At 69.8% G+C, this 24,117-nt stretch carries 24 protein-coding genes and 3 tRNA genes; 13 read left to right on the top strand and 14 right to left on the bottom strand.

Features of this window, described 5'->3' with window-relative positions; translation table 11 throughout:
• The first annotated feature begins 18 nt into the window (after nt 1-18).
• From K3888_RS15605 to K3888_RS15595, 3 genes are all read left to right on the top strand, one after another.
• Nucleotides 19-285 (top strand): PLDc N-terminal domain-containing protein, encoded by a 267-nt coding sequence (locus K3888_RS15605; RefSeq protein ID WP_230931196.1) that lies wholly within the window; start codon nt 19-21, stop codon nt 283-285.
• Between the two features lie 106 nt (nt 286-391).
• Nucleotides 392-739, top strand: coding sequence for a PadR family transcriptional regulator (locus K3888_RS15600; protein WP_230931195.1), 348 nt, complete (start codon nt 392-394; stop codon nt 737-739).
• Nucleotides 736-1,707, top strand: coding sequence for an HAAS signaling domain-containing protein (locus K3888_RS15595; protein WP_230931194.1), 972 nt, complete (start codon nt 736-738; stop codon nt 1,705-1,707). Before K3888_RS15600 ends, K3888_RS15595 begins: the two co-directional genes overlap by 4 nt.
• Before the next feature lie 56 nt (nt 1,708-1,763).
• Here the strand turns inward: K3888_RS15595 and K3888_RS15590 are convergent, their stop codons facing one another.
• The 4 genes from K3888_RS15590 to K3888_RS15575 all read right to left on the bottom strand — a co-directional run bounded on the left by K3888_RS15590 (nt 1,764) and on the right by K3888_RS15575 (nt 4,194).
• Nucleotides 1,764-2,537, bottom strand: a complete 774-nt coding sequence (locus K3888_RS15590; protein WP_230931193.1) for a hypothetical protein — start codon at nt 2,535-2,537, stop codon at nt 1,764-1,766.
• A 211-nt stretch (nt 2,538-2,748) separates the two neighbouring features.
• The gene (locus K3888_RS15585; RefSeq protein ID WP_230931210.1) at nt 2,749-3,681 is read right to left on the bottom strand and encodes an NAD(P)-dependent oxidoreductase; all 933 of its coding nucleotides are present in this window, start codon (nt 3,679-3,681) and stop codon (nt 2,749-2,751) included.
• Nucleotides 3,682-3,976: 295 nt separating this feature from the next.
• Nucleotides 3,977-4,049, bottom strand: a tRNA-Arg gene (locus tag K3888_RS15580).
• Between the two features lie 53 nt (nt 4,050-4,102).
• Nucleotides 4,103-4,194 (bottom strand) — tRNA-Ser (locus K3888_RS15575).
• A gap of 105 nt (nt 4,195-4,299) precedes the next feature.
• Between K3888_RS15575 and K3888_RS15570 the strand changes: the two genes are divergently transcribed.
• From K3888_RS15570 to K3888_RS15560, 3 genes are all read left to right on the top strand, one after another.
• The gene (locus K3888_RS15570; protein WP_230931192.1) at nt 4,300-5,358 is read left to right on the top strand and encodes a pyridoxal phosphate-dependent aminotransferase; all 1,059 of its coding nucleotides are present in this window, start codon (nt 4,300-4,302) and stop codon (nt 5,356-5,358) included.
• A gap of 176 nt (nt 5,359-5,534) precedes the next feature.
• A complete protein-coding gene (locus K3888_RS15565; protein WP_230931191.1) occupies nt 5,535-7,253 on the top strand; it encodes a bifunctional metallophosphatase/5'-nucleotidase in 1,719 nt (572 codons plus the stop codon).
• Nucleotides 7,254-7,433: 180 nt separating this feature from the next.
• Nucleotides 7,434-8,405: an alpha/beta hydrolase family protein gene (locus K3888_RS15560; protein WP_372459582.1), complete on the top strand. Its 972-nt coding sequence runs from the start codon at nt 7,434-7,436 to the stop codon at nt 8,403-8,405.
• Nucleotides 8,406-8,554: 149 nt separating this feature from the next.
• On the opposite strand, the gene K3888_RS15555 is transcribed toward K3888_RS15560, so the two are convergent.
• Entirely contained in the window at nt 8,555-9,619 is a 1,065-nt protein-coding gene (locus tag K3888_RS15555) for an HtaA protein (RefSeq protein WP_230931190.1), read from the bottom strand.
• Between the two features lie 102 nt (nt 9,620-9,721).
• Nucleotides 9,722-9,807 (bottom strand) — tRNA-Ser (locus tag K3888_RS15550).
• Nucleotides 9,808-9,974: 167 nt separating this feature from the next.
• Between K3888_RS15550 and K3888_RS15545 the strand changes: the two genes are divergently transcribed.
• The 3 genes from K3888_RS15545 to acmB all read left to right on the top strand — a co-directional run bounded on the left by K3888_RS15545 (nt 9,975) and on the right by acmB (nt 13,418).
• On the top strand, nt 9,975-11,015 hold the full coding sequence (locus K3888_RS15545; RefSeq protein ID WP_230931189.1) for an NAD(P)H-quinone oxidoreductase: 1,041 nt from the start codon (nt 9,975-9,977) through the stop codon (nt 11,013-11,015).
• 107 nt (nt 11,016-11,122) lie between these two features.
• On the top strand, nt 11,123-12,112 hold the full coding sequence (locus tag K3888_RS15540) for a helix-turn-helix domain-containing protein (RefSeq protein ID WP_230931188.1): 990 nt from the start codon (nt 11,123-11,125) through the stop codon (nt 12,110-12,112).
• A gap of 127 nt (nt 12,113-12,239) precedes the next feature.
• A complete protein-coding gene (gene acmB / locus K3888_RS15535) occupies nt 12,240-13,418 on the top strand; it encodes a methyl acetate hydrolase AcmB (RefSeq protein ID WP_230931187.1) in 1,179 nt (392 codons plus the stop codon).
• 125 nt (nt 13,419-13,543) lie between these two features.
• Here the strand turns inward: acmB and K3888_RS15530 are convergent, their stop codons facing one another.
• The 8 genes from K3888_RS15530 to K3888_RS15500 all read right to left on the bottom strand — a co-directional run bounded on the left by K3888_RS15530 (nt 13,544) and on the right by K3888_RS15500 (nt 20,476).
• A complete protein-coding gene (locus tag K3888_RS15530) occupies nt 13,544-14,092 on the bottom strand; it encodes a PadR family transcriptional regulator (RefSeq protein WP_230931186.1) in 549 nt (182 codons plus the stop codon).
• A gap of 4 nt (nt 14,093-14,096) precedes the next feature.
• Nucleotides 14,097-15,092 (bottom strand): NAD(P)H-dependent flavin oxidoreductase, encoded by a 996-nt coding sequence (locus K3888_RS15525; protein WP_230931185.1) that lies wholly within the window; start codon nt 15,090-15,092, stop codon nt 14,097-14,099.
• Between the two features lie 207 nt (nt 15,093-15,299).
• On the bottom strand, nt 15,300-16,016 hold the full coding sequence (locus tag K3888_RS15520; protein ID WP_230931184.1) for a CPBP family intramembrane glutamic endopeptidase: 717 nt from the start codon (nt 16,014-16,016) through the stop codon (nt 15,300-15,302).
• 79 nt (nt 16,017-16,095) lie between these two features.
• Entirely contained in the window at nt 16,096-17,163 is a 1,068-nt protein-coding gene (locus K3888_RS15515; RefSeq protein ID WP_230931183.1) for an NAD(P)H-binding protein, read from the bottom strand.
• A 48-nt stretch (nt 17,164-17,211) separates the two neighbouring features.
• Nucleotides 17,212-17,700 (bottom strand): pyridoxamine 5'-phosphate oxidase family protein, encoded by a 489-nt coding sequence (locus K3888_RS15510; RefSeq protein WP_230931182.1) that lies wholly within the window; start codon nt 17,698-17,700, stop codon nt 17,212-17,214.
• Nucleotides 17,701-17,791: 91 nt separating this feature from the next.
• A complete protein-coding gene (locus tag K3888_RS17765) occupies nt 17,792-17,914 on the bottom strand; it encodes an avidin-fold protein (protein ID WP_269075256.1) in 123 nt (40 codons plus the stop codon).
• Nucleotides 17,911-19,353, bottom strand: coding sequence for a polysaccharide pyruvyl transferase family protein (locus tag K3888_RS15505; protein ID WP_230931181.1), 1,443 nt, complete (start codon nt 19,351-19,353; stop codon nt 17,911-17,913). The genes K3888_RS17765 and K3888_RS15505 overlap by 4 nt, the downstream gene beginning before the upstream one ends.
• Before the next feature lie 106 nt (nt 19,354-19,459).
• Complete coding sequence (locus K3888_RS15500; RefSeq protein WP_230931180.1) at nt 19,460-20,476, bottom strand: NADP-dependent oxidoreductase; 1,017 nt, start codon at nt 20,474-20,476, stop codon at nt 19,460-19,462.
• A gap of 66 nt (nt 20,477-20,542) precedes the next feature.
• On the opposite strand from K3888_RS15500, the gene wzm reads away from it, so the two are divergent.
• From wzm to K3888_RS15480, 4 genes are all read left to right on the top strand, one after another.
• Nucleotides 20,543-21,430 carry a galactan export ABC transporter permease subunit Wzm/RfbD gene (gene wzm / locus K3888_RS15495; protein ID WP_230931179.1) on the top strand — a complete coding sequence of 296 codons (888 nt, stop codon included), beginning with the start codon at nt 20,543-20,545 and terminating at the stop codon, nt 21,428-21,430.
• 12 nt (nt 21,431-21,442) lie between these two features.
• Nucleotides 21,443-22,261, top strand: a complete 819-nt coding sequence (gene wzt, locus K3888_RS15490) for a galactan export ABC transporter ATP-binding subunit Wzt/RfbE (RefSeq protein ID WP_230931178.1) — start codon at nt 21,443-21,445, stop codon at nt 22,259-22,261.
• Nucleotides 22,262-22,472: 211 nt separating this feature from the next.
• The gene (glfT1, locus tag K3888_RS15485) at nt 22,473-23,405 is read left to right on the top strand and encodes a galactofuranosyltransferase GlfT1 (protein ID WP_372459583.1); all 933 of its coding nucleotides are present in this window, start codon (nt 22,473-22,475) and stop codon (nt 23,403-23,405) included.
• A 44-nt stretch (nt 23,406-23,449) separates the two neighbouring features.
• Complete coding sequence (locus tag K3888_RS15480; RefSeq protein WP_230931177.1) at nt 23,450-24,049, top strand: TIGR03086 family metal-binding protein; 600 nt, start codon at nt 23,450-23,452, stop codon at nt 24,047-24,049.
• Nucleotides 24,050-24,117 lie beyond the last annotated feature (68 nt).

The raw sequence follows: 24,117 nt of genomic DNA, 5'->3' as shown, positions 1-24,117 counted from the left end.
CCGAGTAGGTTCGTCGTCATGTTCACGGTCCTCAACGCCGAAGCCGGGCTGAGCGAATGCGTGCGGTACGACGTGTGCGATCCGGATTTCGGGCCATGGATGGCCGTGTGGATCGCCGGTCTGGTGCTCGCGATGCTGTGGCTGGCCGTGACTTTCGCAGCGACAGTCGACATCCTCACCGCGCCGATCGGCGCCCGGCGGACGCTGCTGTGGCTGGTCCTCGTGTGGATCCTGCCGCTGGTCGGGGCGGTGGCGTGGAGCCGGCGCCCGGCCGGCGATATCTGACACGGGGGCGCATCTCGCTGGCGATTCCACCGTCAGGCTCGCTGACGATCCCGTCCTTTACTGTGCGCCATTTACATACTGTGTGACACACACTACCGTGTGCCACATGGACGATGAGGTGGACGCGGTACTCGGTACCCACCTTCAGGAGTTGCGGCGCGGCTCGGTGGTACTAGGAAGCCTGCTCGCATGCCGGACGCCGCAGTACGGCTACGGACTCCTCACGACGCTCGCCGAGGCCGGCATCGCAACGGAGGCCAACACGCTGTACCCACTCCTGCGGCGACTCGAGAGCCAGGGACTACTCACCTCGCTCTGGCACACCGACGAACCGCGGCCCCGCAAGTACTACGAGACGACCCCGCTCGGCGCACAGACCGCCGAACGCCTGGACTCCGAATGGCGAGCGCTGGGCGTCGGCTTCACCGAACTCCGGAAGGCAGGCCCACGATGACCGCACTGACCGATCGCTACATCACCGAGGTGGTGCGCCGACTCCCCGAGAACCAGCGCGACGACATCGCCACCGAGATAGCCGCCATCATCGAGGACATGGCCGCGGCCGAGCTGGATTCCGCCGCCGCACCCGCCGCCGATCCGGACGCCGCCGAACGTGCGGCGCTCGCCCGGCTCGGCGACCCGGCCGTCCTGGCCCGCCGCTACTCCGGGCAGCGGCAATACCTCATCGGGCCAGGCACGTACCCGGTGTGGGTGCGGGTGCTGCGGTGGTTGCTACCCGTCGTCGGCGTGATCGCCGCGCTGGCCAACGGCATCGTCTATATGGCCACCACACCCGAGCCCGAACTGGGCGGATTGATCGGGCAGGTCGCCGGAGGTGTCGTCCCCGCCCTCCTGGGCGTCTTCGCCGCGTGGACGATCATCGTCGCGATCGTGGAACGCTCCACCCCGGACGGCACGCCCGGGCCGTTCGCGCCGTCGCCCGACTGGGATCCCGCGACCCTGGAGGCTGCCCCGCGGCGAACAGAGACCCGCGTCGACGCGATCGTGTCGCTGATCGTGCTGGCCGTCCTCGCCGCCGTGCCGTTCATCCCGTCGACGTTCCTCTACATCGGGCACCTCAACAACGGCGAACCACTTATCAATCCGGGCCTGCCGACCGCCTGGCTCGCGGGCTACCTGGTCCTCATCGCGGCACTCGCCCTGGTGCAGGTGTGGCTGCTGGTCCAGCCGGGTGCGCGGCGTGGACGGCTGGTCATCGAGGTGGCCATCGACGTGGCGTTCGGTGTGTTCCTCACCGCCCTCGTGCTGATCCAGGACCAGGTGATCCACCCGGACCTCGTCGCCACGGACGCCGATGGAACGACCACCGCGATCCGGTGGGTCGTGATCATCGCGATCTGGGCGATCGTGGTATGGGACCAGGTCGAGACCCTGCGCGCGTACCGGCGAGAGGCCCGGTGAGGGGCGGTCGATGCCACTCACCGGGCCTGCATCAGAGACTTCCCGCTAAAGACTCCTCAGCTACCGCCACCGGCCGGTGCGGCACCGGAGCCGCTGTCGGCCTCGGTGTCGTCGCCGCCCGCGAGGGAGGCGGTGAGGCCGGCTCCCACGCCCACGACACTGCCGTTGACGCTGCCGGCGCCCACCGATCCGAGCGAGCCGAGGATGTCGTTCGCCTGATCGGCCACGACCTGCGGGTCGATGCCGAAGTAGTTCACCAAGCTGCCGAGCCGGGGGCCGATGATGCCATCCCTGGCGCAGATGACCCCTGCGGCCGCGGACTCGTTCGCCGGAGCGGGCGCGTCCCAGGTCACGGTCTCGCCGGCCGGGACTCGAAGACCGCTCGTGACGCCGGTGCCGAAGGTGGTGGCCGTCCCCACCAGATCGAGTCCGGGTCCACTGACAACCGCGGCGGGCTCACCCTGCGGGCTCACCGTCAGAACGGAGACGCCGCCACCACCCTGAATCGTGCCGAGCACCCCGAGCGACGTCAAATCGTTCGGGTCGATCTCTCGGGGATCGATGTCGTTCTCCTCGATCGTGCTGTACGGCGCGGTGAAGCCGATGCACTGCTGGGCTTCATCGCCCTCGTTGGTGTAGGCGACCGTCGGGCCGCCCTCCGCGTTGGGGGACACGGAAACGGGGCCGTTGAGTGCGATGCTCGCGAGCTGGAGGTCGTTGGCGACCTCGGACGAGCCCTGGGCGCCCGCTGCTCCGGCGCCGGCCAGGATGGTTCCTCCGGCGAGCGCTGCCGCCGAGGCCAGTGTTGCGATTCTCTTGCTGTGTGCCATTGCTTCTCCTCCGAACGGGCAGACCCCGCGGTACGAGACGCTCACTGTGAACGCGTGGACCCGTACCGTGGCACGCCGTCCGCCGAGTCGCGGACAGTTTTCTCCCGCGTGAGTGATGCTTCACCCCCCTGAGCAACACCGGGCCCTCTCCACCCCCGCAGCAACAGCCGTTTCGTCCTCGCTCCGTCACAGGCAGGCGCGTGTCCGGGTCTCAGTACCCCTTGCCGACCTCCACCAGCGACAGCAGCTCGTCCCCGGCCGAGAACCGCCGCAGATTCTCGGCGAGGAACGGCGCCATCTCTTCCGTGAGTCGGCCGGCCGGGTTGGCGACGTGCGGGGTGAGGACGACGTTGTCGAGATCGAACAGCGGGTCGTCGTCGGCCGGCGGCTCCGGGTCGGTCACGTCGAGGGCGGCCCCGCCGAGGGCACCCGCGGCGAGTGCGCGGTACAGCGCGGCCTGGTCGATGAGCGGCCCGCGCGCGACATTGACGACCCACGAGTGCGGCTTGAGCAACGTCAGGGTGCGGTCGTTGATCATGTGACGCGTCTCCGGCGTGTCCGGGGCCGCCAGTACGACGTGGTCCGACTCTGCGAGCGCCTCATCAGTCCGGTCAGCCGACATCGTGACGTCGGCGCCGTCGACCGTGTGCCCGGATCTGTTGACGGCGAGCACAGTCGCACCGCACGCCTTGAGCAACGGAGTGAGCTCGCGTCCTATCCCGCCCGCTCCGATGATCGAGACCGTGGAACCCCGGAGGGTCCGGACCGCCGGGTCAACGGTGTCCTTGGCCCAGCGGGTCTTGGCCGAACGCACGATCTGCCGGGTTCCCCCGAGCAGCAGGGCCAGGGCGTGCTCGGCGACTCCACGCGCGTAGAAGCCGGAGGCGTTGGTCCAGAGCCGCTTGTCGTCGATCACCCCCGCGTCGACGAAATGCTCGATGCCGGCAGTGCTGAGCGCGACCCACTCGGTGGCGTCCGGCAGCTCCGGGAACCCGTCCGGCCCACCGATCCACACGAGGATCTGCGCCTCCGCGAGCGGGACGACCGATCCGCCAGCGGTCTCCACAGCGTCGGTCAGGTGGCGGTCCTGGTTCGGCCCGATGGCTACCCGTAATCCCCGCGAGTCTCCTGAACCAGCTGCCATTGAGAACTCCATCGTGGGCTCGCGCGCGGCCTCGTCGTCGTCGATCATCCCTGAAGGTTCACACAACCGGGGCGCATCGTCGACTGGTCGCAGAACCTGCCCCCGTCAGCGCCCCTCTTGGGGAAACACGAAGCGCTCCGACCGTTCGGCGGGGCGCCGGACACGACGATACCGGGGCACGGGGCGGGGGTAGCGTGGGTCAGCACGGCGGGGGACGTGGGGGACCCGGGGCGCGGGCAAGGCGGACCCGGAAACAACGAACGCCCCCGTCGCGTGGACGGGGGCGTTCCTGGCGTGCGCCCGAAGGGACTCGAACCCCTAACCTCTTGATCCGTAGTCAAGTGCTCTATCCATTGAGCTACGGGCGCATACTCATATTCTTCTGTCGTGCCAGATCAGCCGGTCACCCGACTCTCCGACATGGCGGAGGCGAGAGGATTTGAACCTCCGGTCCCCTTTTAGGAGGACAACTCATTAGCAGTGAGTCCCATTCGGCCGCTCTGGCACGCCTCCTGGAGGCTCTGCTGAGCCAACGAGGAATAACAGTACACACAGCCGTCGTCGGTTCGCAAAACGCCCGGTCACCTGCTGGTCACCCGATAGTCCTACGCTGTACTCATGTCCCCTGACGTGCGCAACGATCTCGACGCCATCCCCGCCTACGTTCCCGGCGCGACCGTGCCGGGTGCGGTGAAACTCGCCTCGAATGAGACGACGACGGGGCCGTTGCCGAGCGTGGCCGTCGCGATAGGTGAGGCCGCCTCCGGCGCCAACCGATACCCCGACATCACGGCGCGCGCGCTCGTGGAGCGGCTCGCCGACTTCCTCGGGGTGGCACCGGAGAACGTCACGACCGGCTGTGGCTCGGTGGCGCTGTGCCAGCAGCTCGTGCAGGCGGTATGCGCGCCGGGCGACGAGGTGATCTTTGGCTGGCGATCGTTCGAGGCGTACCCGATCATCACCCGCATCGCCCACGCCGTGCCGGTGCAGGTCCCCAACAGCGCCGACGGCTCGCTGGACCTGGACGCGATCGCGGCCGCCGTCACCGACCGGACCCGCCTGATCTTCGTGTGCACCCCCAACAACCCGACGGGCCCCGCTGTCAGTCGCGCCGAACTCGGGGCGTTCGTGGACCGCATCCCCGATCGCGTCACCGTGGCCCTGGACGAGGCCTATTACGAGTACATGCGTTCCGAGGACCCCGTGGACGGGGTGGTCGAGGCCATGTCCCGGACGAACGTCGTCTCCCTGCGCACCTTCTCCAAGGCCTACGGACTGGCCGGCCTGCGGGTGGGCTACCTGGTGGGCCCGGCGGAGCTCGTCACGTCGGTCGCCAAGATGATGGTGCCGTTCTCGGTGAGCTCGCTGGCGCAGGCCGCGGGCATCGCCTGCCTCGAGGCCGGCGACGAACTGCGGGTGCGCACCGATGCGGTGGTCGCCGAGCGCGGCCGCGTTCGTGAGGCCCTGCTCGGGATGGGCTTCACGGTTCCGGACAGCCAGGCCAATTTCGTCTGGCTGCCGCTGGGCGACCGGTCCGCGGCGTTCGACGAGCACTGCGGCGAGCGCCTGGTCATCGTCCGCTGTTTCGCCGGCCACGGAGTGCGGGTGTCGATAGGCGATCCCGATGAGAACGACAGGTTCCTCGCTGCCGCGAAGCAATTCGTAACCGGAATGTGACTGTTCCGGCGGGGTCCCGTGACCTGACGACGGCACCATGGGCGAGGTTCGGGAAGCAGACCTCAAGTCCGCTTTCCCTTCTGCCACGCTCAACTACGGCCGACCTGTGAGGAGTCGATGTGCAGCAGCTGAGTTCACGCCCTGCGCCGAACTCCGCAGCTGCCCATACGTCCGTAATGACGCTCACGTCCCGGCCGGGCTCCGCCGCCGCGGTGGCGGCGCTCGTCGTCGCGGCCGTCGCCGCGCTGGCCATGGGCCTCGTCCAGGCGCCCGTCGCGGCTGCTCAGGCGGGTGCGACCAACGAAACCAGTAAGCCCTGGAGCCCGTCCGTCGAGGCGCAGACGGTGCGCATCCTCGGGATCGGCGAGTTCTCGGGGGCACTGTCACGACCGGTCGGCTTCCAGGGCGAGTTGCGCGACGGATCCGGGAACGTCCGCCCCGCCGGCGGGGGCCCCCATCTCGCCGCCACGGTCGCCAAACTGCGCGCCCAGTCCGACAACGCGCTCCTGCTGGCCACCGGCGACTCGATCGGCGGGACCGCGCCCGAGGCGGCGTTGTTGGGCGACCGTCCGACCATCGAGTTCTTCAACCGTATCGGGGTCGACGGGGCCGGCATCGGCCGCCGCGAGCTCGACAAGGGCGCCGACCACATCCGTTCCCTGGTCAAGCCCGGTTGCCGGTCCGAGCAGGAGTGCCGGGTCGACCCGCCGCTGCCGCCCTTCCGCGGGGCGGCTTTTCCGTTCCTGGCCTCCAACGTGGTCCCGTCGCATGACGCGGCCCCGACGTTTCCTTTCGCCATCCACCGGGTCGGTGACGTGCGCGTGGGCGTCGTGGCGGTGACCATGCCGCCGGAGGGGGCTCCGGAGACCACCACCCGGCTGGCCGACCCCATGCGCGCGCTCGATGACACGGTGCAGTCGCTGCAGTTCCTGGGCGTCGAGGCGATCGTCGGCCTGGTCCAGTCCGACTCCGTGCACGACAACCTGGACCCCGGGGCCTGTCCGGAGCAGCTCACCGAGATCGACATGGTCAAGAACGTCAACCCGGCGGTCGACGCCCTGATCGTCGGCGCGTCCGGCGGCCCGGCCACGTGCCGCATCCTCGACGCAGACAACGATGAGCGGGTGGTCGTCGCCCCCGCTTCCCACGGCCGCTCGGTCACCGTCGTCGACCTCGCCGTGGATCCCACGACCGGCCACGTCATCCGTCCGCAGACGTCGGTGTTCAACCAGACGGTCAACCTGGACATCGAGCCGGATGCCGCCACCGAGGAGCTCGTCCGTCAGGCGCGGGCAGCCTCGGCGCCGGCCGCGCGCGAGGTGATCGGCGAGGCATCCGAGACGATCCCGCTCGAGATGGACGAGAACGGTGAGTCCCCGCTGGCCGACGTCATCGCCGACGGGCAGCTCCACGCGGCGCGCGGCCGGGGCGCGGATCTCGCGCTGTCCAACCCGGATTCGCTCTTGGCCGACATGCCGCGAGGACCCCTCGACTACGCCACCCTGCACACGGTCCAGCCCTACGGCGACCGCCTCTACCTGGTCACCGTCACCGGCCAGGACCTCCAGGACGCGTTCGACCAGTTCGCCGACGACATCGGCCACCACGGCCCCGCCGTGTCCTCGAACGTGCGCTACACCGTCGACATGAGCAAACCCGAGGGTGCGCGCGTCACCGAGCTGACGGTGGACGACGAGCCGGTCGACCCGGCCGCCGAATACACCGTGGTGGTCAACGAGTTCCTCTCCTCCCCCGAATGGAACGGCTCGCCGTTCGCCGAGCGCGGCACCCGCCGCGAAGCCGGCCTCACGGACATCTCCGCGCTGACGCGCTACGTCACCGATGAAGGACCGCTCACGTCGCCGAAGCCGGGCCGGGTTCGCGTCCTCCGCTGATCCCCCTGCGCTTTCCGGTGGGGGCAGCCCCATACGTGGCGGTACGTTCGCGTCGCCTCGCACAGACGCTAAGCTGAGCTTCATTCTTTGCGCGGCATCGTGCCGCACGAGACGCCCAGCGGACGCTCGCGCCGTGCGAGGTTGCTCTTGTCGAATGAAGACTCTAACGAGGTAGTGACTGTGTCCCTGAGACGTGGTGTCAGCCGTCGTCCGTATACCGCGGCGATCGCGCTGTCCCTGGCCTCTGCTCTCACCGCGCTGCCGGCCTGCGCCTCCCCCGAGCCGGTGGCGAAAGTCGACCCGACGCTCGACGGCCCCGCGCGACTGGACGAGGTGGCAGTGCAGCGCTTCGAGTACCCGACGCGTGTCGGTGAACCCGATCCCGAGCAGAACTGGGCCGATCTCTACATCCCGGCGGGTGAGGAGGAGGTCGATTCACTGCCGCTGGCCGTGATCATCCACGGCGGCGCCTGGCAGAGCGAGATCGGCGCCGATGCGTTCGACCCACTGGCCCGCGAATTGGCCGCCCGGGGCATGGCGGTCTACAACATCGAGTACCGGCGACTCGGTTCGGGCGGCGGCTGGCCCACGACGTTCCGGGACGTCGCCGACGCCCTCGACCACGTGGTGAAGGTCGACGAGATGTTCCCGCAGATCACCATCGACGACGAGGTGGTCGTGGGGCACAGCGCCGGCGCCCAGCTCGCCGTGTGGGGTGGGACCAGGCATCTTCTCGACGACGACGAGGTCGGCTCCCATCCCCGGTTCCGCCCCACCCGGGTCGTCTCGATCGCCGGGCCCCTGGACGCGGTCTACGCGGCCGAGAACGGCGACGATCGGATCGTCAAGGCGATCGGCGGCACCCCGTCGCAGGTGCCGGACCGCTACGCGATGGTGGACCCGATCCAGAACATCGCCCCGGACACCCCGGTCGTGGCGTTGCACGGCTCCGAGGACACGGTGGTGTCGCCCGAGAACTCGCGGCGCTACGTCACCTCGGCCCGCCGGGCCGGCGGCGACGCCAAGCTGATGGTCATCGACGGCGAGAACCACGTGTCGATCGTCTCCGGCGACTCGCCCAACTACTCGAAGGTCCTCGATACGATCGTCAGCGTCTCGGATTCGGACCTCGACAAGGTCGTCACTCCCTGACCTCTCGGGTCAGAACTGCTCGTCTTCGGGGCCGGAGGCCCCCGCGCACCGTCCAGACCTATGTCTCCCACGCCCTGCACAAGCTCGACCTGCGCACGCGGGTCGAGCTCGCGGCGCTGGCCGCCGCGCGCGGGCAGCGGCGTCGTTGATCAGCCGTCGACTGCTACGTGCCCGACGGTGACGGGCCCCAGGACGACTGGGTGGAGGCCGGCCACGTCAGCCGGCCCCAGCACGCCCAGGTCGACCCGGTGCAGGAGGTCCGCCCCCACATCGTGGCGCTGTGACACCAGAGCGGTGAGCACACGGCTGCCGTCGGCACGGGTCTCGATCCAGGGGTCCTTCATCGCGACTTCGACGATGTTGAACCGCGCCGTGGCCGTGACGGTGCCGCGGTACCGCTGGATACCGTCGCCGGCGGCGGCCTCGGCGGCGTGGTCGCGGGTGAAGCTCACGCGCTCCCCGTCCTGCTCGGCTGCTCCGGACCGCGGGTTGATGCCGCCCTGGAGGGCGGAGGTCGCCTGGTGGACGAGGCCGGCGTCCACGACGAGGTCAGGGGTCGGCTCGGGCGGGGTGTCGGGCCCGGGCTCGGGCGAGTAGGCGATCGGGACGTAGAACTCCTCGGCGGCGTTGACGGAGCCGGCGCCGGCGTAGACGTACACGCCCCAGTTGTCGCCCGGGGTGTCCTCGGCAGGGTCTACGACGATCCGGGCGGTGAAGCTGCCGTCGTCGGCCATCGGCTGGGCCACGCGGGCGATGGACCGATGCATGTCGATTGGCGCCTTGGGAATCGCCTCGAGCGTTCCGGCGGGGGTCACCCATGCCATCCGGTCATGCGGGTGAGTGCGGGAGCCGGACGGAGCGTCCTCGCTCGGCTTCCAGTGGTCGGGGAACGCACTGTAGAGGACGTACACACCGTTCGGGACACCCGGCGGGACCGGCAGCGGGAAGCCGCCCTGGTTGGCCTGCGGGGAGAAGCCGGTGCCGTGGATCAGCAGGACGTCGCCGCGGTGGACGGCGAGGCCGTCGACCGGCCGGCCGTCCTCGGTGGTCACGGTGACCTGTGGGTTCTGCTGGACCTCGGGGAAGAACGGGAGGTCATCGGGGACCGTGGGCGCGGCGGACGCCGTGGCCGCGGTGCCGGCCACAGCGGGGGCGAAGGGGACGACGACGGCGAGGGCGATCGCACCCAGGAAGCTCTTCCTCAAGCTGATCATACCCACAACCATAGGTTAGGTGACCCTAAGATCAGCCCGCGGCCTCGAGTTCCCGCCCGCCCCTTGCGCACCGCTTGCACTGCAATACCTGCAGGTCTTCTGCGGAAGTGGAGGGATTTGAACCCCCGGTGCTGTTTAGGCACGCTCGCTTTCAAGGCGAGTGCATTCGGCCGCTCTGCCACACTTCCCCGCCGCCTGCCGCGACACGCGCGACTGCGTAGTTCCACGTGGAACCACACGCTGACGACGGTGCTCATCGTAGTGGACCCCCGGCGACCGCACGAAGCCGCGCCTCCACGACCCGATCGATCCCGGCCGGATGCCCGGTCCTGCGGTCGCGACTACGGTCGGGTTCATGAAGGCCATCGAGTACACGAACGGACCCGACACACTCCGCCTGACCGAGGTCGACGATCCGACTCCCGCGCAGGGCGAGGTCGTGATCGATGTGGCGGCCACGGCAGTGAACCGCGCCGATCTGCTGCAGTCCCGGGGTCACTACCCGCCGCCTCCGGGCGCGTCGGAGATCCTCGGACTGGAGTGCTCGGGTCGCATCTCGGCGGTCGGCGAGGGAGTGGAGGGCCTGGCGATCGGCGACGAGGTGTGCGCGCTGCTCGCCGGCGGCGGCTATGCCGAGAAGGTCGCGGTCCCGGCCGGGCAGGTGATGCCGGTACCGGCGGGTCTGACGCTGCACGAGGCGGCATCGCTACCGGAGGTGGCGTGCACGGTGTGGTCCAACCTGGCGATGACGGGCGGCCTCGGCCGCGGAATCCTCGCCGGGGACGCCCACTGGGGCGATCAGGAGCTGGGCGCGCCGCGGGTCCTCATCCACGGCGGGGCAGGCGGGATCGGCTCGCACGCGATCCAGGTGTGCCGCGCCCTCGGCGCACGGGTGGCCACCACCGCCGGCGGACCGGAGAAGGTGCAGATGTGCCGCGATCTGGGCGCGGACCTGGTGATCGACTACCGGGACGAGGACTTCGTCGAGAAGGTCACGGAGTGGACTGAGCACGACGCGCGCGGCCGCGGTGTCGACCTGATTCTCGACGTGATGGGGGCCAAGTACCTCGAGCGGAACGTGGCATCGCTGGCTCCGGACGGCCGCATCATCGTGATCGGCCTCCAGGGCGGAGTGAAGGGCGAGCTCAACCTTGGCGGATTACTGCCCAAGCGCGCCGGGATCATGGCGACGAACCTCCGGGCCCGCCCGGTGGACGGGCCCGGAGGGAAGACCGGCATCTGCCGGGAGGTCGTGGATACCGTGTGGCCGCTGGTCTCCGCCGGCGACGTGACCACCCGGGTCTCACGCGAGATCCCGCTGGAGCGAGCCGCCGAGGCGCTCGCCCTTCTCGAGTCCGGCGAGTCACACGGCAAGATCCTGCTGACCGTAGGCTGACGGTGGCCTCCGCTGGCCTGCTGCGATGATCCCGGGCCTGATCAACTCCCCGCCCCCCGCTACGCATTCAGGGCCCACCCGGAACCCCGTGGCCGTAGCGTGGCCGCATGACAGCCGAGTTCGATCCCCGGCCGGCCTCCTCCCGGAACCGGCCGGGAGCCAGAGACTGGGACATGATCCGCGCCTGGACCGACGATAAGTACATGAGCTTCGACGTCCGCCCTCACGGGAGGTGGATTACCCCGTCGTCGTCAATGTACTCGGTCGCCATCGGCGAAGTGACCATGACGCACTTCACCTACGGCATCCACGTCGACCTGGACGGCTTCGCCGTGGACTCGGGCAACATTCTCGTACTCACCACCGTTGACGGGAACACCCGACACGCGGGCCTGCGAAACAGCACGGAACTGACCGGCGGCCAGACCTACGTCGTGGACTGTGCGCACTCCCCCTACCGACTGGAGGCGGACACCGAACACCTGCAGCTCAACCTGACCATCCCCCAGCGTCTCCTCACCGACCTGTCTCTCCGGTGGTTCGGCACAGTTCCCGACAGCCGGCTGTGGTCCCGGCCGTGCGTCGTGGGCGGCCCCGGCAGTCCATGGCTGAGTCTTCTCGACTACACGTCCCGTACCGCCGCCGTGGATCCCGCGGCGGTCGCGTCAGGGCCGGCAGGTCGCCACCTCGAGGAGATACTGGTCGCCCAGCTGTTGGGCGACTGGTCACGCCGGGCCGGCCTCGACCTGTCGTCGCCGCGTTCCGTTCCGGCTCCCCGATACATCCGGACCGCCGTGCACTTTATCGATGAGCACGCCCAAGACCTGCCCACCGTTTCCGAAATCGCCGCGGCGGCCGGGGTCAGCGCCCGCGCCCTGAGCGGTGGTTTCGCCAAGTACGTGGGGATTTCTCCGCGGGCCTATCTCAACGAACGCCGACTCCACGGAGTACGCCGCGAACTGGCCGGCGGAGCCGCTTCGGTCGCCTCTGCCGCACACGCCTGGGGCTACGTCAATCTCGGGTCCTTCGCCGCCTCCTACCGCCGCCGATTCGGCGAGAACCCGTCACAGACCCTGCGAGGCACCCCGCACATCTGAGTGCCGACTCCGGACATCCGGTTCCGATCCGCGACGTCAGCTGCCGGGCCGATGGGTGACGATCCTCCCGACCCGCTCCCCGCGGGCCCCTCGGCCGCACCGCGGCCCTGAACTTGGAGGTTGACCGATGTCCACTCTGAACGCCCGACTCGATGACATTTTGAACCGCACCACGACCGCCACGGTCCCCGAGGCGCGTATTCCAGGAGTAGTCGCCACCGTCACGCGGGCCGACGGCACCATCTACGAAGGCGCGTCGGGGTTGCGTTCGACCGCCGACGAGGCACCGATGTCGACTGACACGGTCTTCTGCATGTTCTCCACCACTAAAGCCGTCACTTCGACCGCGGTCCTTCAGTGCGTCGAGGAGGGTCTGGTCGATCTGGACGCGCCGGCCTCCGAGTACGTGCCGGAGATCGCGGAACTACAGGTCGCCGAGGGCATCGATTCGAATGGCGCGCCCGTCCTACGCGCCCCGTCCACGCCCGTCACCACCCGGATGCTGCTCCTGCACACGGCCGGCCTCGGCTACTCGTTTTTCTCCGACCTCTACGCCGGATTGCTCGCCGAAACCGGCCAGCCCGACATCATCGGCGCCACCAAGGCATCACTGATGTCGCCGCTGCTGTTCGAGCCCGGCACACGATTCAACTACGGCACCAATATCGATTGGGCGGGCCTGGTGGTGGAGGCCGTGCGGGGCAAGCGATTGGGCGATGTCATGGCCGAGAGAATCTTCACCCCGCTGGGGATGAACGACACCGCCTTCACCATGACCCCGTCAATGGCAGGACGACTAGCCACCGTCCACCAGCGCACCGAGGGCGCACTGGCCCCGACCGGACTGGTGCTCCCCCAGGACCCCGAACTCGACATGGGCGGGCACGGCCTGTACTCGACCATGCCGGACTACACCCGGTTCCTCCGGATGTGGCTCCGCGACGGTGACGGAGAACACGGCAGGGTTCTGCAGCCAGCCACGGTGGCTGCCGCGGCGGTGAACGGACTGGGCGACCTGAAGGTCTCCACAATCAAGACCTCGATACCCGCGCTCTCGCACGACGCGGAGTTCTTTCCGGGGCAGAGCAAGTCGTGGGCGTACTCGTTCATGGTCAACGACGAGGAAGCACCCACCGGCCGCAGCGCGGGGTCCCTGTCCTGGGCCGGGCTGGCGAACCTCTACTACTGGATTGACCGCGAGGCCGACGTCGCCGGAATCTGGGGCAGCCAGGTCCTGCCATTCATGGACCCGGCCGCCGTCGACAACTTCCTCGAGTTCGAGACTGCCGTCTACCAGTCCCTGTGACGCGCGAGGCGGCTACTCGGTGAAGCCGCGGGATCACCGGTGCGACGGTCCCGGTTCTCGACGTCCACAGCGGGAGCCTGCCCATATTCGCTCGATTGGGCGTCCGCCCTGTGAGGGCATCCACCTCACACTTGGAGCCGGTCCAGTGCGCCGAGGGTCTCATCGCACCACGCAAGCCACGACCGCTCCCCCTCGATGCCCAGGGTGAGCACCCGGTGCTGGAGCACCCCGCGCACATCCGAGGGCTCCACGGCGGGAAAGTCCCGCTCCTCGATCGCGAGGTAGTGCTCAAGGAGGTCCTGCCGTCTCCGGCGGTGGTGCTCGAGGGCGTGGCGGAGCTCGTCCGTCCTACCGGTCACCGCGGCCGCCCGCACCCGCACGGCGAGCGTCGAGCGCATCGGCTCCGGCTCGTCCGGTTCGCCGACCCAGCTCTCGAGCAGCACCCGCCCGTCGGCCGTCACCGCGAAGCGCTTGGGCTGCCCGCGCCGCGGCGGGCCCTCCTGCGGCAGCTCGCGAATGAGGCCGTCGGTGGTCAGTCGGTCGAGCTCCCGGTAGATCTGCTGGTGCGTGGCCGGCCAGAAGTAACCGATGGACTTGTCGAACCGGCGGGCGAGTTCGATGCCGCTGCCCTCCCGCTCGGTGAGCGAGGTGAGGATCGCGAACTTCAGGGACATCCGCTCAGCGTGCGGACGCGGACGTGGTGGCGGCGGCGGTCGCGGAGAGGGCCCCGGCCGCCAACTCGTACTCGGTGCGAAGCCGGTCCACCAGCTCACGGGAGGTGACGGTCGCCGTCACCGCGCCCACTCCCTGGCCGGCGCCCCAGATGTCGCGCCACGCCTTGGAGTCGCTGGCATCGCCGGTGCCGAAATCCATCGCAGACGGGTCCGACTCGGCGAGGTTATCCGGGTCCATACCGGCTGCCTCGATGCTGCCGCGCAGGTAGTTGCCGTGGATTCCGGTGAACAGGTTGCTGTAGACGATGTCGGAGGCGGTGCTGTCGACGATCATCTGCTTGTAGCCGTCCGTCGCCCGCGACTCCTGGGTGGCCAGGAACGCCGAGCCGATGTAGGCCAGGTCGGCGCCCGCGGCCTGGGCCGCGAGGATCGAGCGCCCGTGCGAGATCGCTCCCGAGAGCAGCAGCGGGCCGTCGAACCACTCACGGATCTCCTGCACCAGCGCGAACGGCGACTGGGTTCCCGCGTGGCCGCCGGCGCCCGCCGCCACGGCGACCAGACCGTCGGCGCCCTTCTCGATGGCCTTGCGCGCGAACTTGTTGTTGATCACGTCGTGCAACACGATGCCGCCGTACGCGTGCACGGCCTCGTTGACCTCCTCACGCGCGCCCAGCGAGGTGATGACGATGGGCACCTCATGCTCGACGATCGTCGCGAGATCCTCCTCGAGCCGGTCGTTGGAGCGATGGACGATCAAGTTGACCGCGAACGGTGCGACATACGCGCCGGGGTTCGCCGCCGCGTAGGCGGCGTTGCTCTCGGTGATCTGGTCGAGCCACTCGCCCAGCAGCGACTGCGGGCGCGCGTTGAGGGACGGGAACGAGCCGATCACGCCGGCCTGGCACTGTGCGGCCACGAGCTCGGGACCGGAGTAGATGAACATCGGCGAGGCCACCACGGGGACGGTCATCGGGCCGGAGAGAACTGGGGGAAGGGCCATCGGGCTTTCCTTTCGGGGCGGGAGGCGCACGTTGGCGCATCGATTCCGACGGTACGTCCGTCGACGCGTTCATGCAACAGATTGCATAAAGGGCGAGCGGCCTACGCTGTGGCCATGACGTACTTCCGTCAGCAGATCCCCTGGTGCACGGCGGGGAATGCGTACCGGGGTGACGGCTGGTCACCACGTAGTTGGGGGAGCCACGCACTAGAGGGCTGAGGCGGCATCCAGAAGCGGACCCAGTGCGATGAGCATGACCATCGACCACGCGACGTGAGTGATGCACGGTCCCAGAACGCCGCCGGTGCAGCGTCGTTGAACCGCCGTGACGACACCGAGAATCACGGCGGCCAGAACAAGAAGCGGGATGCCGGTGCTCGCGGTCACCGCCGCGTAGACGATCGTCGTGATGATGATCGGATGGACCCGCTGCGTGGCGGAGTACACGGCGCCGCGATGGAAACACTCCTCGGCGATCCCGTTGACGGCGGTGAGCGCGGCGACCACCACGAGATTGCCGCGGGTGCCGTGCGCGAGGAGGTCATCCACCGGATCACGTAGCGCGGGGATCTGGGCAACGACGAGCGCGCCGGCACAGAAGAGCGCCACCAGCGCCGCCGCGATGGCGACAGAGGTCACCACGGGTCGCCGACCGGGACGATACGGTTCGCTGCCGAGATGGACGGGGCCCGAGGCGAATGCGCCGATCAACCACACCAGTGCCAGTGCGGCCGTGGCGGGATAGAACAGCGGGTCGCCAGCCGGGATCCTTAACGCCCAGGCGCCGATGAGCACTCCCGCGGCGAGCGTGACGATCACCACGACGAGCCGACGCCGGCGCAGTGCCAAAGGATCCGTGGGGTCCTCGCCTCCGGTGCGCAGGGCGCGCAGGTACCGCCCGGGCACTGTATCCGAGGCGGTCATCAGGGGTGCCCCGACAGGCACGCCGGGGGAACCAACTCTGCGGCAGTCGTCCGGCACGCGACATCCATGGTGGTTTCCGTCAGCTGCCAGCCCGCCACAGCACCGCGGGACGGACTCCGGCCCAGTCTGCGTCGGAGGGCAGCTGCGTGGCCGGGTCGCCGAGAGGATCGGCCTCTGGCCAGCTCGCCGGCTTCCGCGGGCCGATCGGGACCCGCAGTGCCTGGCGAACCGCGTCTCGATAGCCGGTCCGCCCGCCGGCAGGGGCCCCCAGTACGGACTCCGCGTCGTCCCGCTGCACGATCGCCTCGGAGCGCAGCGACTCGATCAGCGGGCCCGCCAACCCGCGGGGAAGGGGCGTGACGAGCCCGCTCCACAGCGCGGACAACGTCGGCGTCAGCAGCGGGACCGGCAGCATGATGCGTCGGTGCAGTCCGGCTTCCTCGGCGAAGACCTGCATCATCTCGCCGTACGTCAGCACGTCGGGACCACCGACGTCGATCGTGCGGCTTTCCCCGATCGAACAACCGACCGCCGCGGACAGGTAGTGCATCACGTCGGCAACGGCGATCGGCTGGATACGGTTACCCACCCATTTCGGCGTGACCATGGCCGGCAGGCGACTGGTCAGGTGTCGGATCATCTCGAACGATGCCGAGCCTGAGCCGATGACGACACCGGCCTGCAGCACCAGCGCCGGCACGGACGACCCGAGGAGAACGCGCCCGACCTCCACGCGCGAACGCAGGTGGTCCGACAGATCATCCTCGCCGGGCGGATGCAGGCCGGACAGATGGACGATCCTGTCGATGCCGGCAGCCTCGGCCGCACGGACGAAGGTCCGCGCCGTCTCCCGCTCTTCCCGGACGAAATCGGGCGAGGTACCCATGGCGTGGACCAGGTGGCAGGCGACATCGACCTGACTCAGCGCCGCCGTCAGTGTCTCCTCGTCCTCGAGACCGCCCCGGTGGACGGTGACGGCCTCCCGCCACGGGACGTCCTCGAGTTTGTCCGGCGAACGAACCAGCACCGAGACACGCGCCCCGTCGGCCAGCAGCCGGGGGACCAGCCGAGAGCCGACGTACCCTGTTGCCCCGATCACCAGGACCGCACGAGGTGCGACAGCGGAATCGCCCCGGGGGTCGGTCACCGGCCGGTCCTGTCGGCGTCTCGCGCGGCCGTGGAAGAGCGCGTCATCTCACAGCTCCACTGTGCCGCTCGTGCCCATATCGGGCGTGTGGTCGTCTCCGGACACCGCCGCGCGGACGAACGACGCGACGTGCGCGATGGTGGAGCCGCTCGAGTCCCAGTACTCGGCCGAGTCGGCGTGGACGACGAGTCCGACGGCCGTCTCCGGGCCGTCCGGAAACCATGCTTCAGCCGCAGCGTTCCAGTTCTGGTCGACGGTCTCGCGGGAGTCGTCGATCTCCGCCCGGCCCGAGACGGACACGAATCCGTCGGAGGACTGCACGGAGACGTTGACCTTCGAGTCGGAGCGGACCTCGGTGACCAGATCACCGTCGCGCGGGGCGAGGAATCGGATCCGGCCGTCGAATGCGGAGTCCTGCCGCGTCATCGGCCGGGCCTCGAGGCGGCCATCGGCCGCAGTGGTGGTGACCATGCAGATGGGCGACTTCTCGACGAGGTCGGCGACGATCTGCTCGGGTGAACGGGTGTCCTCGGACATTTCGGATCCTCTCGCGATCGCGGATGGCCGTGTCATCGGCCCGTCGTGGGGACGGTACCGCTGCGGTCGCGATCCGAAAACCGCTAACCGATCACCGGATTTCCTCGCCGTCCTGGTGGTAGGCGAACACCGTCGCCTGCCCCACCTCGCCGTCGGCGGAGTTGGTCACGCCGGCGAAGCGCCGCCCGTCGAGGTCGATGTCCTGCGGCGTCACAGCGGGTACACCTCGTCGGCCAGCGCTTCCGCCGCGGCGATCAGCGCGGACACCGCCGACGAGTCGAAGCCGCCCGCCGTCGGCGGGTTTGGGACCTGGGGGTCGACGACGACGTCGTGCGCGTTCACGGTCACCCACGGCGATCCCGCATCGGCCAGCGACGCGTGCTTGACGTCGTAGTACGCCGACCCGCTCCGGAGCGCCACCCCGGAGGCCCCGCGCGCGGCCGCGAACAGGTGTGGATGGAAACGGGTGGTCAGCCACACCTGCCCGGACCGTGCAGGCAGTCCCGTGGCCCACAGCTCCTGGAACGGCACGAAACGCGCCATGGGCAGCTGCATACCGGCGAGCGCGCGGCCCACCTCGTCGTCGTCACCCCCACCGACGGTCCCCGCGCCGGTGGCGGACGCGGCGTCGGCGCGGGCACACACCAGGTCCCACACCACGCGGTCCCCGCCGGGGATCGACTCCACCACGGTGATCCGCTCCCCCGGGATCTTCCAGGCGGCGAGAATCCGCGCGACGGCCGCGGCGACGACCTCCGGCTCCGCCAGATCCGACTGCGCGCACAGCACGAGGTCGCGGGCGGCGTGGGGGTCGTCGGAGTAGACGGGGTGGTCGCCGGCCTCGATCCCGCCCCCGCCGGCAAGGGACAGCCAGCCGTCGTCGCCCACCAGATGGACGGGCGCGTCGGTGCCCGCCAGCAGGTCGCGTGAGGCGGCGTCGCGGACGGTGACCAGGTCGAACCCGGCCAGCGCGTCGGCGAGCGAGCCGACGTCCGCGAACGGGGCGAAGCCCTGCCCCGTGGCCACCACGTTCGCGTCCGCCAGCCGGCCGGCCTCCGCCGCGCCGGCCACCACGCCGAGGTGATGCGGCCACTGGTCGTTGACGTAGCCGCCGCCGATCAGGTGGATGATGGATGCGCTGCGCAGCAGCTCGATGCCCGAGGCCAGCGCCGGGCGCGTGCCGAGGTCGGCGACCGCGTGCCGGCAGAACGCGACGGCCGCGGCGGCGGGGTCGGCGCCGGAGTCGGCAACGGCCGCGGACGGCTCGTGCCCCGCGTGCTCCCCCGCCAGGCGCCACAGCGTGTCGGTGAACAGCACGTCCGGATGCTCGGCGTGATGCAGCACCGCGGCCTGGCCGGGCGTGTGGCAGTCCACCACCACGGGCGTACCGGGCAGGCGATGCCGCAGGTAGCGCAGCCAGCCGGCCAGCAGCTGCTCGTCGCCGTGGTTCGGGTGGCCGGCCGGGGCCACCAGGTAGATCGGCCGGCTCTCATCGCGGGGCCGACCCCAGCGGGCGTCCGCCGCGGCGCGCAGTCCGTCCAGCGAACGACGCGCCCGCTGCCGCAGCCCGGCGGCGACACGATCCGGCAGACTCTCACCCGGCGAGGGCGGCGACGGATCGACGGACGCGGCACGGCGCAGCGGGGACGACATGGCTCCACCCTGCCGCACCGCGCCCGACGCCCAGCGCCCCACCCCAGGTCATGCGTCCAGGTGACGCGCGGCCCTGCCGCCTCGGCGCCGGCCGTGAGGTGCAGGGTCAGATCTTGACGACCATCTTTCCGACGTTCGCGCCGCCCATCATGTCGAGAAACGCGTCGACGGCATTGCCGATCCCGTCCACCACGGTCTCATCGAAGACCAGCTCGCCGGAGGCCACCCACGGGGCGACCTTGGACACGAACTCCTTGTAGTGGCCCATCTGCTTGTTGATCGTGAAGCCCTGCATCGTCAGCCGGCGCGTGATCATGAGCCAGAGGTTGTCGGGCCCGGGGGCGCGCTCGGTGGAGTTGTAGGAACTGATCGCGCCGCACATCGCGATGCGACCCTCGTCGTTCATCAGGTCCAGCGCGGCCTCGAGGTGGTCGCCACCCACGTTGTCGAAGTAGACGTCGATCCCCTCGCCGTCCCGGTCGCCGAAGTGCCCGCGCAGGAGCGTGCGGACCGGGCCGTCCTTGTAGTTCACCGCCGCGTCGAACCCGTACCGCCCGGTGACCGTATCCACCTTCTCCCTGCTGCCGGCCGAGCCGACGACCTTCGAGGCTCCCTCGAGCCGCGCGATCTGCCCAACCGCCGAGCCGACCGACCCGGCCGCACCCGAGACGAACACCGTGTCCCCGGCCGTGAACCGCCCGACGTGCATGAGCCCCACGTACGCGGTGAGCCCGGTGGTGCCGAGGATCCCCAGGTGCGCGGAGTTCGGCACGCCGTCGATCTCCCGGACCACCCGGAACTGCCGGCCCGGCCCCTGGGCCACGTCCCGCCACCCGAGGTCGTGCAGGACCACCGCGCCCACCGGATGCTCGTCCGAGCGGGACTCGACCACGCGGCCCACCGCCCCACCGGTCATGGTCTGGTCGAGCTCGAACGGCGGGATATAGGAGCGGCCCTCGTTCATCCGGCCGCGCATGTACGGATCGACGGAGACGAACTCGTTCGCGACCCGGATCTCCCCCTCTGTGAGCTCCGGGAGTTCGACGGTGACCGTGCGAAAGTTCTCGTGCGTCGGCCATCCTCGGGGTCGGCTGGCGAGCTGGATCTGAGTGCTGGTCGTCATGCCTACTGTCTACGCTCCCTCGCGGCGGGGCTGCCGAGGCCCGCCGCTCTAGTAGGCTTCGCGTTCGTGCAGGACCAGTCCCATCCCGATACCACCTCGGCGACGCTCCCCGACGAGCGCGCACGCGGCGAGATCGTCAATGACTCCCAGACCTTCCGCCGTGCCGTGGGCGACCTCCGGCAGGGGCTGCACCAGCGCGAGCTGTGGCTTTCCCTCGGCTGGCAGGACATCAAGCAGCGGTACCGGCGCTCCACGCTCGGGCCCTTGTGGATCACCATCGCCACCGGCGTCATGGCCGTGGCACTGGGGTTCCTCTACTCCATCCTGTTCCAGATCCCGCTCGCCGACTTCCTGCCCCATGTCACCGTGGGCCTGATCATGTGGGGATTCATCTCCGGATGCATCAAGGAGGGCTCCGAGGTCTTCATCGCCAACGAGGGCCTGATCAGGCAACTGCCCAGCGCGCTGAGCGTGCACGTCTACCGGCTGGTCTGGCGTCAGTTCCTGTTCCTGGTGCACAACCTGGTCATCTGGGTGGTGCTCATGATCGTCTTCCCGCGCCCGCTGGGCTGGGAGTTGCTGCTGTCGGCCCTGGGCCTGGCGGTGCTCATGATCAACGGCGTGTGGGTATCGATGCTGTTCGGCATCCTGGCCACCCGTTTCCGCGACATCGCGCCGCTGCTCGACTCGATGGTGCAGCTGCTGTTCTACATGACCCCCATCGTGTGGACCACGCAGACGCTGTACGAGCAGGGGGGTCAGATCGCCGACCGGGCCCGTATCGCCGAACTCAACCCGCTCTACCACTACCTGGAGATCGTCCGCGCGCCCATGCTCGGGCAGCCCGTCGCCGCCTACCACTGGTGGATCGTCCTGGGCTGCACCGCCGTCGGCCTGCTGCTGGCCTTCTTCGCCCTGCGTAAGTTCCGCTCCCGAGTCCCGTACTGGGTGTAGGAGGTACAACCCATGAGTCCTGCTGCGCCCACTCCCGGCGGCGTGTCCATCGACTGCGTCGACGCCTGCGTGGACTTCCCGATCTTCGACGCCAAGTCGCGGTCGCTCAAGAAGGCCGTCCTCGGGTCCGCAGGCGGCGCGATCGGGCGGAACGCGTCCAACGTCGTCGTCGTCGAAGCCCTCAAGGACATCACCCTCTCCCTCCGCGAGGGAGACCGCATCGGCCTGGTCGGACACAACGGCGCCGGCAAGTCCACGCTGCTCCGGCTGCTGTCGGGCATCTACGAGCCCACCCGCGGCGCCGCACGGATCCGGGGCCGCGTGGCGCCCGTGTTCGACCTGGGCGTGGGCATGGACCCGGAGATCTCCGGCTACGAGAACATCATCATCCGCGGTCTGTTCCTCGGGCAGACGCGCAAGCAGATGAAGGCCAAGGTCGAGGAGATCGCCGACTTCACCGAGCTCGGTGACTACCTCGACATGCCGCTGCGCACCTACTCCACCGGCATGCGCGTGCGGCTCGCGATGGGCGTGGTGACCTCGATCGATCCCGAGATCCTGCTGCTGGACGAGGGCATCGGCGCCGTGGACGCGGAGTTCATGAAGAAGGCGCGCGTGAAGCTGGCCGACCTGGTCTCGCGCTCCGGCATCCTGGTGTTCGCCTCGCACTCCAACGAGTTCCTCGCGCAGCTGTGCGACTCCGCGATGTGGATCGACCACGGCCGGATCCGGCAGAGCGGCGGCATCGAGGAGATCGTCACCGCCTACGAGGGGCCCGAGGCCGGCCGCTCGATCGCGGAGTACATGGAGAGGATGAAGCGTGAGGGCTGAGGCCGGGGTGGGGTCCGACGGCTCCGGCGCGGGCGACGCGAGGGCGGATGACGCTGGCGGCGCGCTGGCCGATGGCGCGGGCGGCCCGCAGTCCGGCGCCGGCGCTGACGAGTTGCGCACCCGGAACGACGCAAACAGGGCGCGCAACCCGGCGCAAAGTGCGCAATCCGGGCGCGTAAGTGGGCAGCGATCCGCCGACTCGCGGTGCGTGGTGGCCGTGGTGGTCACGCATCGCCGCCTCGAGCAGCTCCGCGCCTCCCTCGAGGTGGTGTCCGGCCAGACCCGGCCGATCGACCACCTGGTCGTGGTGGACAACGCCGACGAGCAGGCCGTGCGCGAGCTGGTCGAATCGCAGCCGGTCGCGGCCACCTACATCGGCTCCAAGCACAACCTCGGCGGCGCGGGCGGGTTCGCGCTCGGCATGCTGCACGCCCTCGCCACCGGTGCCGACCTGGTGTGGTGCGCTGACGACGACGGCCGCCCCGAGGGCCCAGACGTCCTGGCCACCCTGCTCGGCTGCATGGACCGCCACGGCCTGGCCCAGGTCTCGCCGGTCGTGTGCGACCTCGACGACCCCGACCGTCTGGCCTTCCCCCTGCGCCGCGGTCTGGTGTGGCGTCGGTGGCGCAGCGAGTTGTTCGCCGACGACCAGCGCGACGTGGCGACGGACCCGGCCGGGGCGCCCGGGGCGCACGGGACGGGCACCGACCTGCTGCCGGGCATCGCCTCGCTGTTCAACGGCGCATTGTTCACCGCCGACGCGCTCGACCGCGTGGGCGTGCCCGATCTGCGCCTGTTCATCCGCGGCGACGAGGTCGAGGTGCACCGCCGCCTGGCACGCTCCGGCCTACCGTTCGGCACCTGCCTGACCACCGCGTACCTGCACCCGCAGGGCTCCGACGAGTTCAAACCGATCCTCGGCGGCCGCATGCACACGCAGTTCCCGGACGACCCGGTCAAGCGGCATTTCACCTACCGTAACCGCGGCTACCTGCTGTCCCAGCCGGGCATGCGCAAGCTGATCCCGCAGGAGATCGTGCGATTCGGCTGGTACTTCCTCGTCTCCCGCCGCGACCCGGCCGGCTTCCGCGAGTGGTTGCGACTGCAACGCATGGGCGCGGGCGAGCACTTCGACAAGCCCTGAGCCGGCGGGATGCGGCGAGGTGGCCGGGAGCGCATGATGGGAGTATGACCGACTGGATCGCCCTGCAAGCCCGCGCCGCCGACGTCTTCGAGGAGGCCCTGGCGGGAGCCACCGACTGGGATGCCGCCACGCCGTGCAGTTCGTGGACCGCGCGCGAGGTGCTCTCCCACGTGGTGGACGAGCAACTCTGGGTTCCGGGCCTGCTCGCGGGCGGGACGGTCGACGAGGTGGCCGAGGACCTCGAGGGCCCGCTGCGCCGCCTGCGTGAGATGTCCGGCCCCGACCTCGTAGACCAGTGGCGTGGGGTGCGGGCGCCGGTGTCCGCCGCGTGGCGGGGGACGGGCGCGGACACAGAGGTCAACCTCTCCTACGGCAGCGCGCCGGCCGGGCACTATCTGGCCCAGCAGACCTTCGATCTGGCGGTCCACGCCTGGGACATCGCCGCCTCCCAGGGCCGCGACCTGCCGTGGGGCGACGATCTCGAGCAGGCGGTGCTGGAGTTCGTCCGGACCGATCTCGCCGAGAATCCCGCGCCGGACCTGTTCGACCCCCCGATTCCGGGTTTCGACGGCCCCGACGTCCCCGCGCGCCACACGGCCCTCGCGCTGACCGGTCGCGACCCCGGGCGGTGGCCGCGCGGCTGACCCCGGGCGGTGGCCGCGCGGCTGACCCCGGGCGGTGGTCCCGCGGCCGACCCCGGCCGGGCGCGAAC

The sequence above is a fragment of the Dietzia aurantiaca genome, from assembly GCF_021033825.1.
GTDB lineage: Bacteria > Actinomycetota > Actinomycetes > Mycobacteriales > Mycobacteriaceae > Dietzia > Dietzia aurantiaca.
Note: the sequence above shows the minus strand (reverse complement) of the source record. Positions and strands in the feature narration are given on the sequence as shown.

What these genes read in the sequence shown, in the direction of transcription:
- K3888_RS15545 (WP_230931189.1), top strand. Translation starts at nt 9,975, where the DNA reads ATGAAGGCCATCGAGTACACGAACGGACCCGACACACTCCGCCTGACC.
- K3888_RS15585 (WP_230931210.1), bottom strand. Translation starts at nt 3,681, where the DNA reads ATGGCAGCTGGTTCAGGAGACTCGCGGGGATTACGGGTAGCCATCGGG.
- K3888_RS15530 (WP_230931186.1), bottom strand. Translation starts at nt 14,092, where the DNA reads ATGTCCCTGAAGTTCGCGATCCTCACCTCGCTCACCGAGCGGGAGGGC.
- K3888_RS15570 (WP_230931192.1), top strand. Translation starts at nt 4,300, where the DNA reads ATGTCCCCTGACGTGCGCAACGATCTCGACGCCATCCCCGCCTACGTT.
- K3888_RS15520 (WP_230931184.1), bottom strand. Translation starts at nt 16,016, where the DNA reads ATGACCGCCTCGGATACAGTGCCCGGGCGGTACCTGCGCGCCCTGCGC.
- K3888_RS15540 (WP_230931188.1), top strand. Translation starts at nt 11,123, where the DNA reads ATGACAGCCGAGTTCGATCCCCGGCCGGCCTCCTCCCGGAACCGGCCG.
- K3888_RS15500 (WP_230931180.1), bottom strand. Translation starts at nt 20,476, where the DNA reads ATGACGACCAGCACTCAGATCCAGCTCGCCAGCCGACCCCGAGGATGG.
- K3888_RS15505 (WP_230931181.1), bottom strand. Translation starts at nt 19,353, where the DNA reads ATGTCGTCCCCGCTGCGCCGTGCCGCGTCCGTCGATCCGTCGCCGCCC.
- K3888_RS15595 (WP_230931194.1), top strand. Translation starts at nt 736, where the DNA reads ATGACCGCACTGACCGATCGCTACATCACCGAGGTGGTGCGCCGACTC.
- K3888_RS15555 (WP_230931190.1), bottom strand. Translation starts at nt 9,619, where the DNA reads ATGATCAGCTTGAGGAAGAGCTTCCTGGGTGCGATCGCCCTCGCCGTC.
- K3888_RS15510 (WP_230931182.1), bottom strand. Translation starts at nt 17,700, where the DNA reads ATGTCCGAGGACACCCGTTCACCCGAGCAGATCGTCGCCGACCTCGTC.
- K3888_RS15600 (WP_230931195.1), top strand. Translation starts at nt 392, where the DNA reads ATGGACGATGAGGTGGACGCGGTACTCGGTACCCACCTTCAGGAGTTG.
- acmB (WP_230931187.1), top strand. Translation starts at nt 12,240, where the DNA reads ATGTCCACTCTGAACGCCCGACTCGATGACATTTTGAACCGCACCACG.
- K3888_RS15590 (WP_230931193.1), bottom strand. Translation starts at nt 2,537, where the DNA reads ATGGCACACAGCAAGAGAATCGCAACACTGGCCTCGGCGGCAGCGCTC.
- K3888_RS15565 (WP_230931191.1), top strand. Translation starts at nt 5,535, where the DNA reads ATGACGCTCACGTCCCGGCCGGGCTCCGCCGCCGCGGTGGCGGCGCTC.
- K3888_RS15605 (WP_230931196.1), top strand. Translation starts at nt 19, where the DNA reads ATGTTCACGGTCCTCAACGCCGAAGCCGGGCTGAGCGAATGCGTGCGG.
- wzt (WP_230931178.1), top strand. Translation starts at nt 21,443, where the DNA reads ATGAGTCCTGCTGCGCCCACTCCCGGCGGCGTGTCCATCGACTGCGTC.
- K3888_RS15480 (WP_230931177.1), top strand. Translation starts at nt 23,450, where the DNA reads ATGACCGACTGGATCGCCCTGCAAGCCCGCGCCGCCGACGTCTTCGAG.
- K3888_RS15525 (WP_230931185.1), bottom strand. Translation starts at nt 15,092, where the DNA reads ATGGCCCTTCCCCCAGTTCTCTCCGGCCCGATGACCGTCCCCGTGGTG.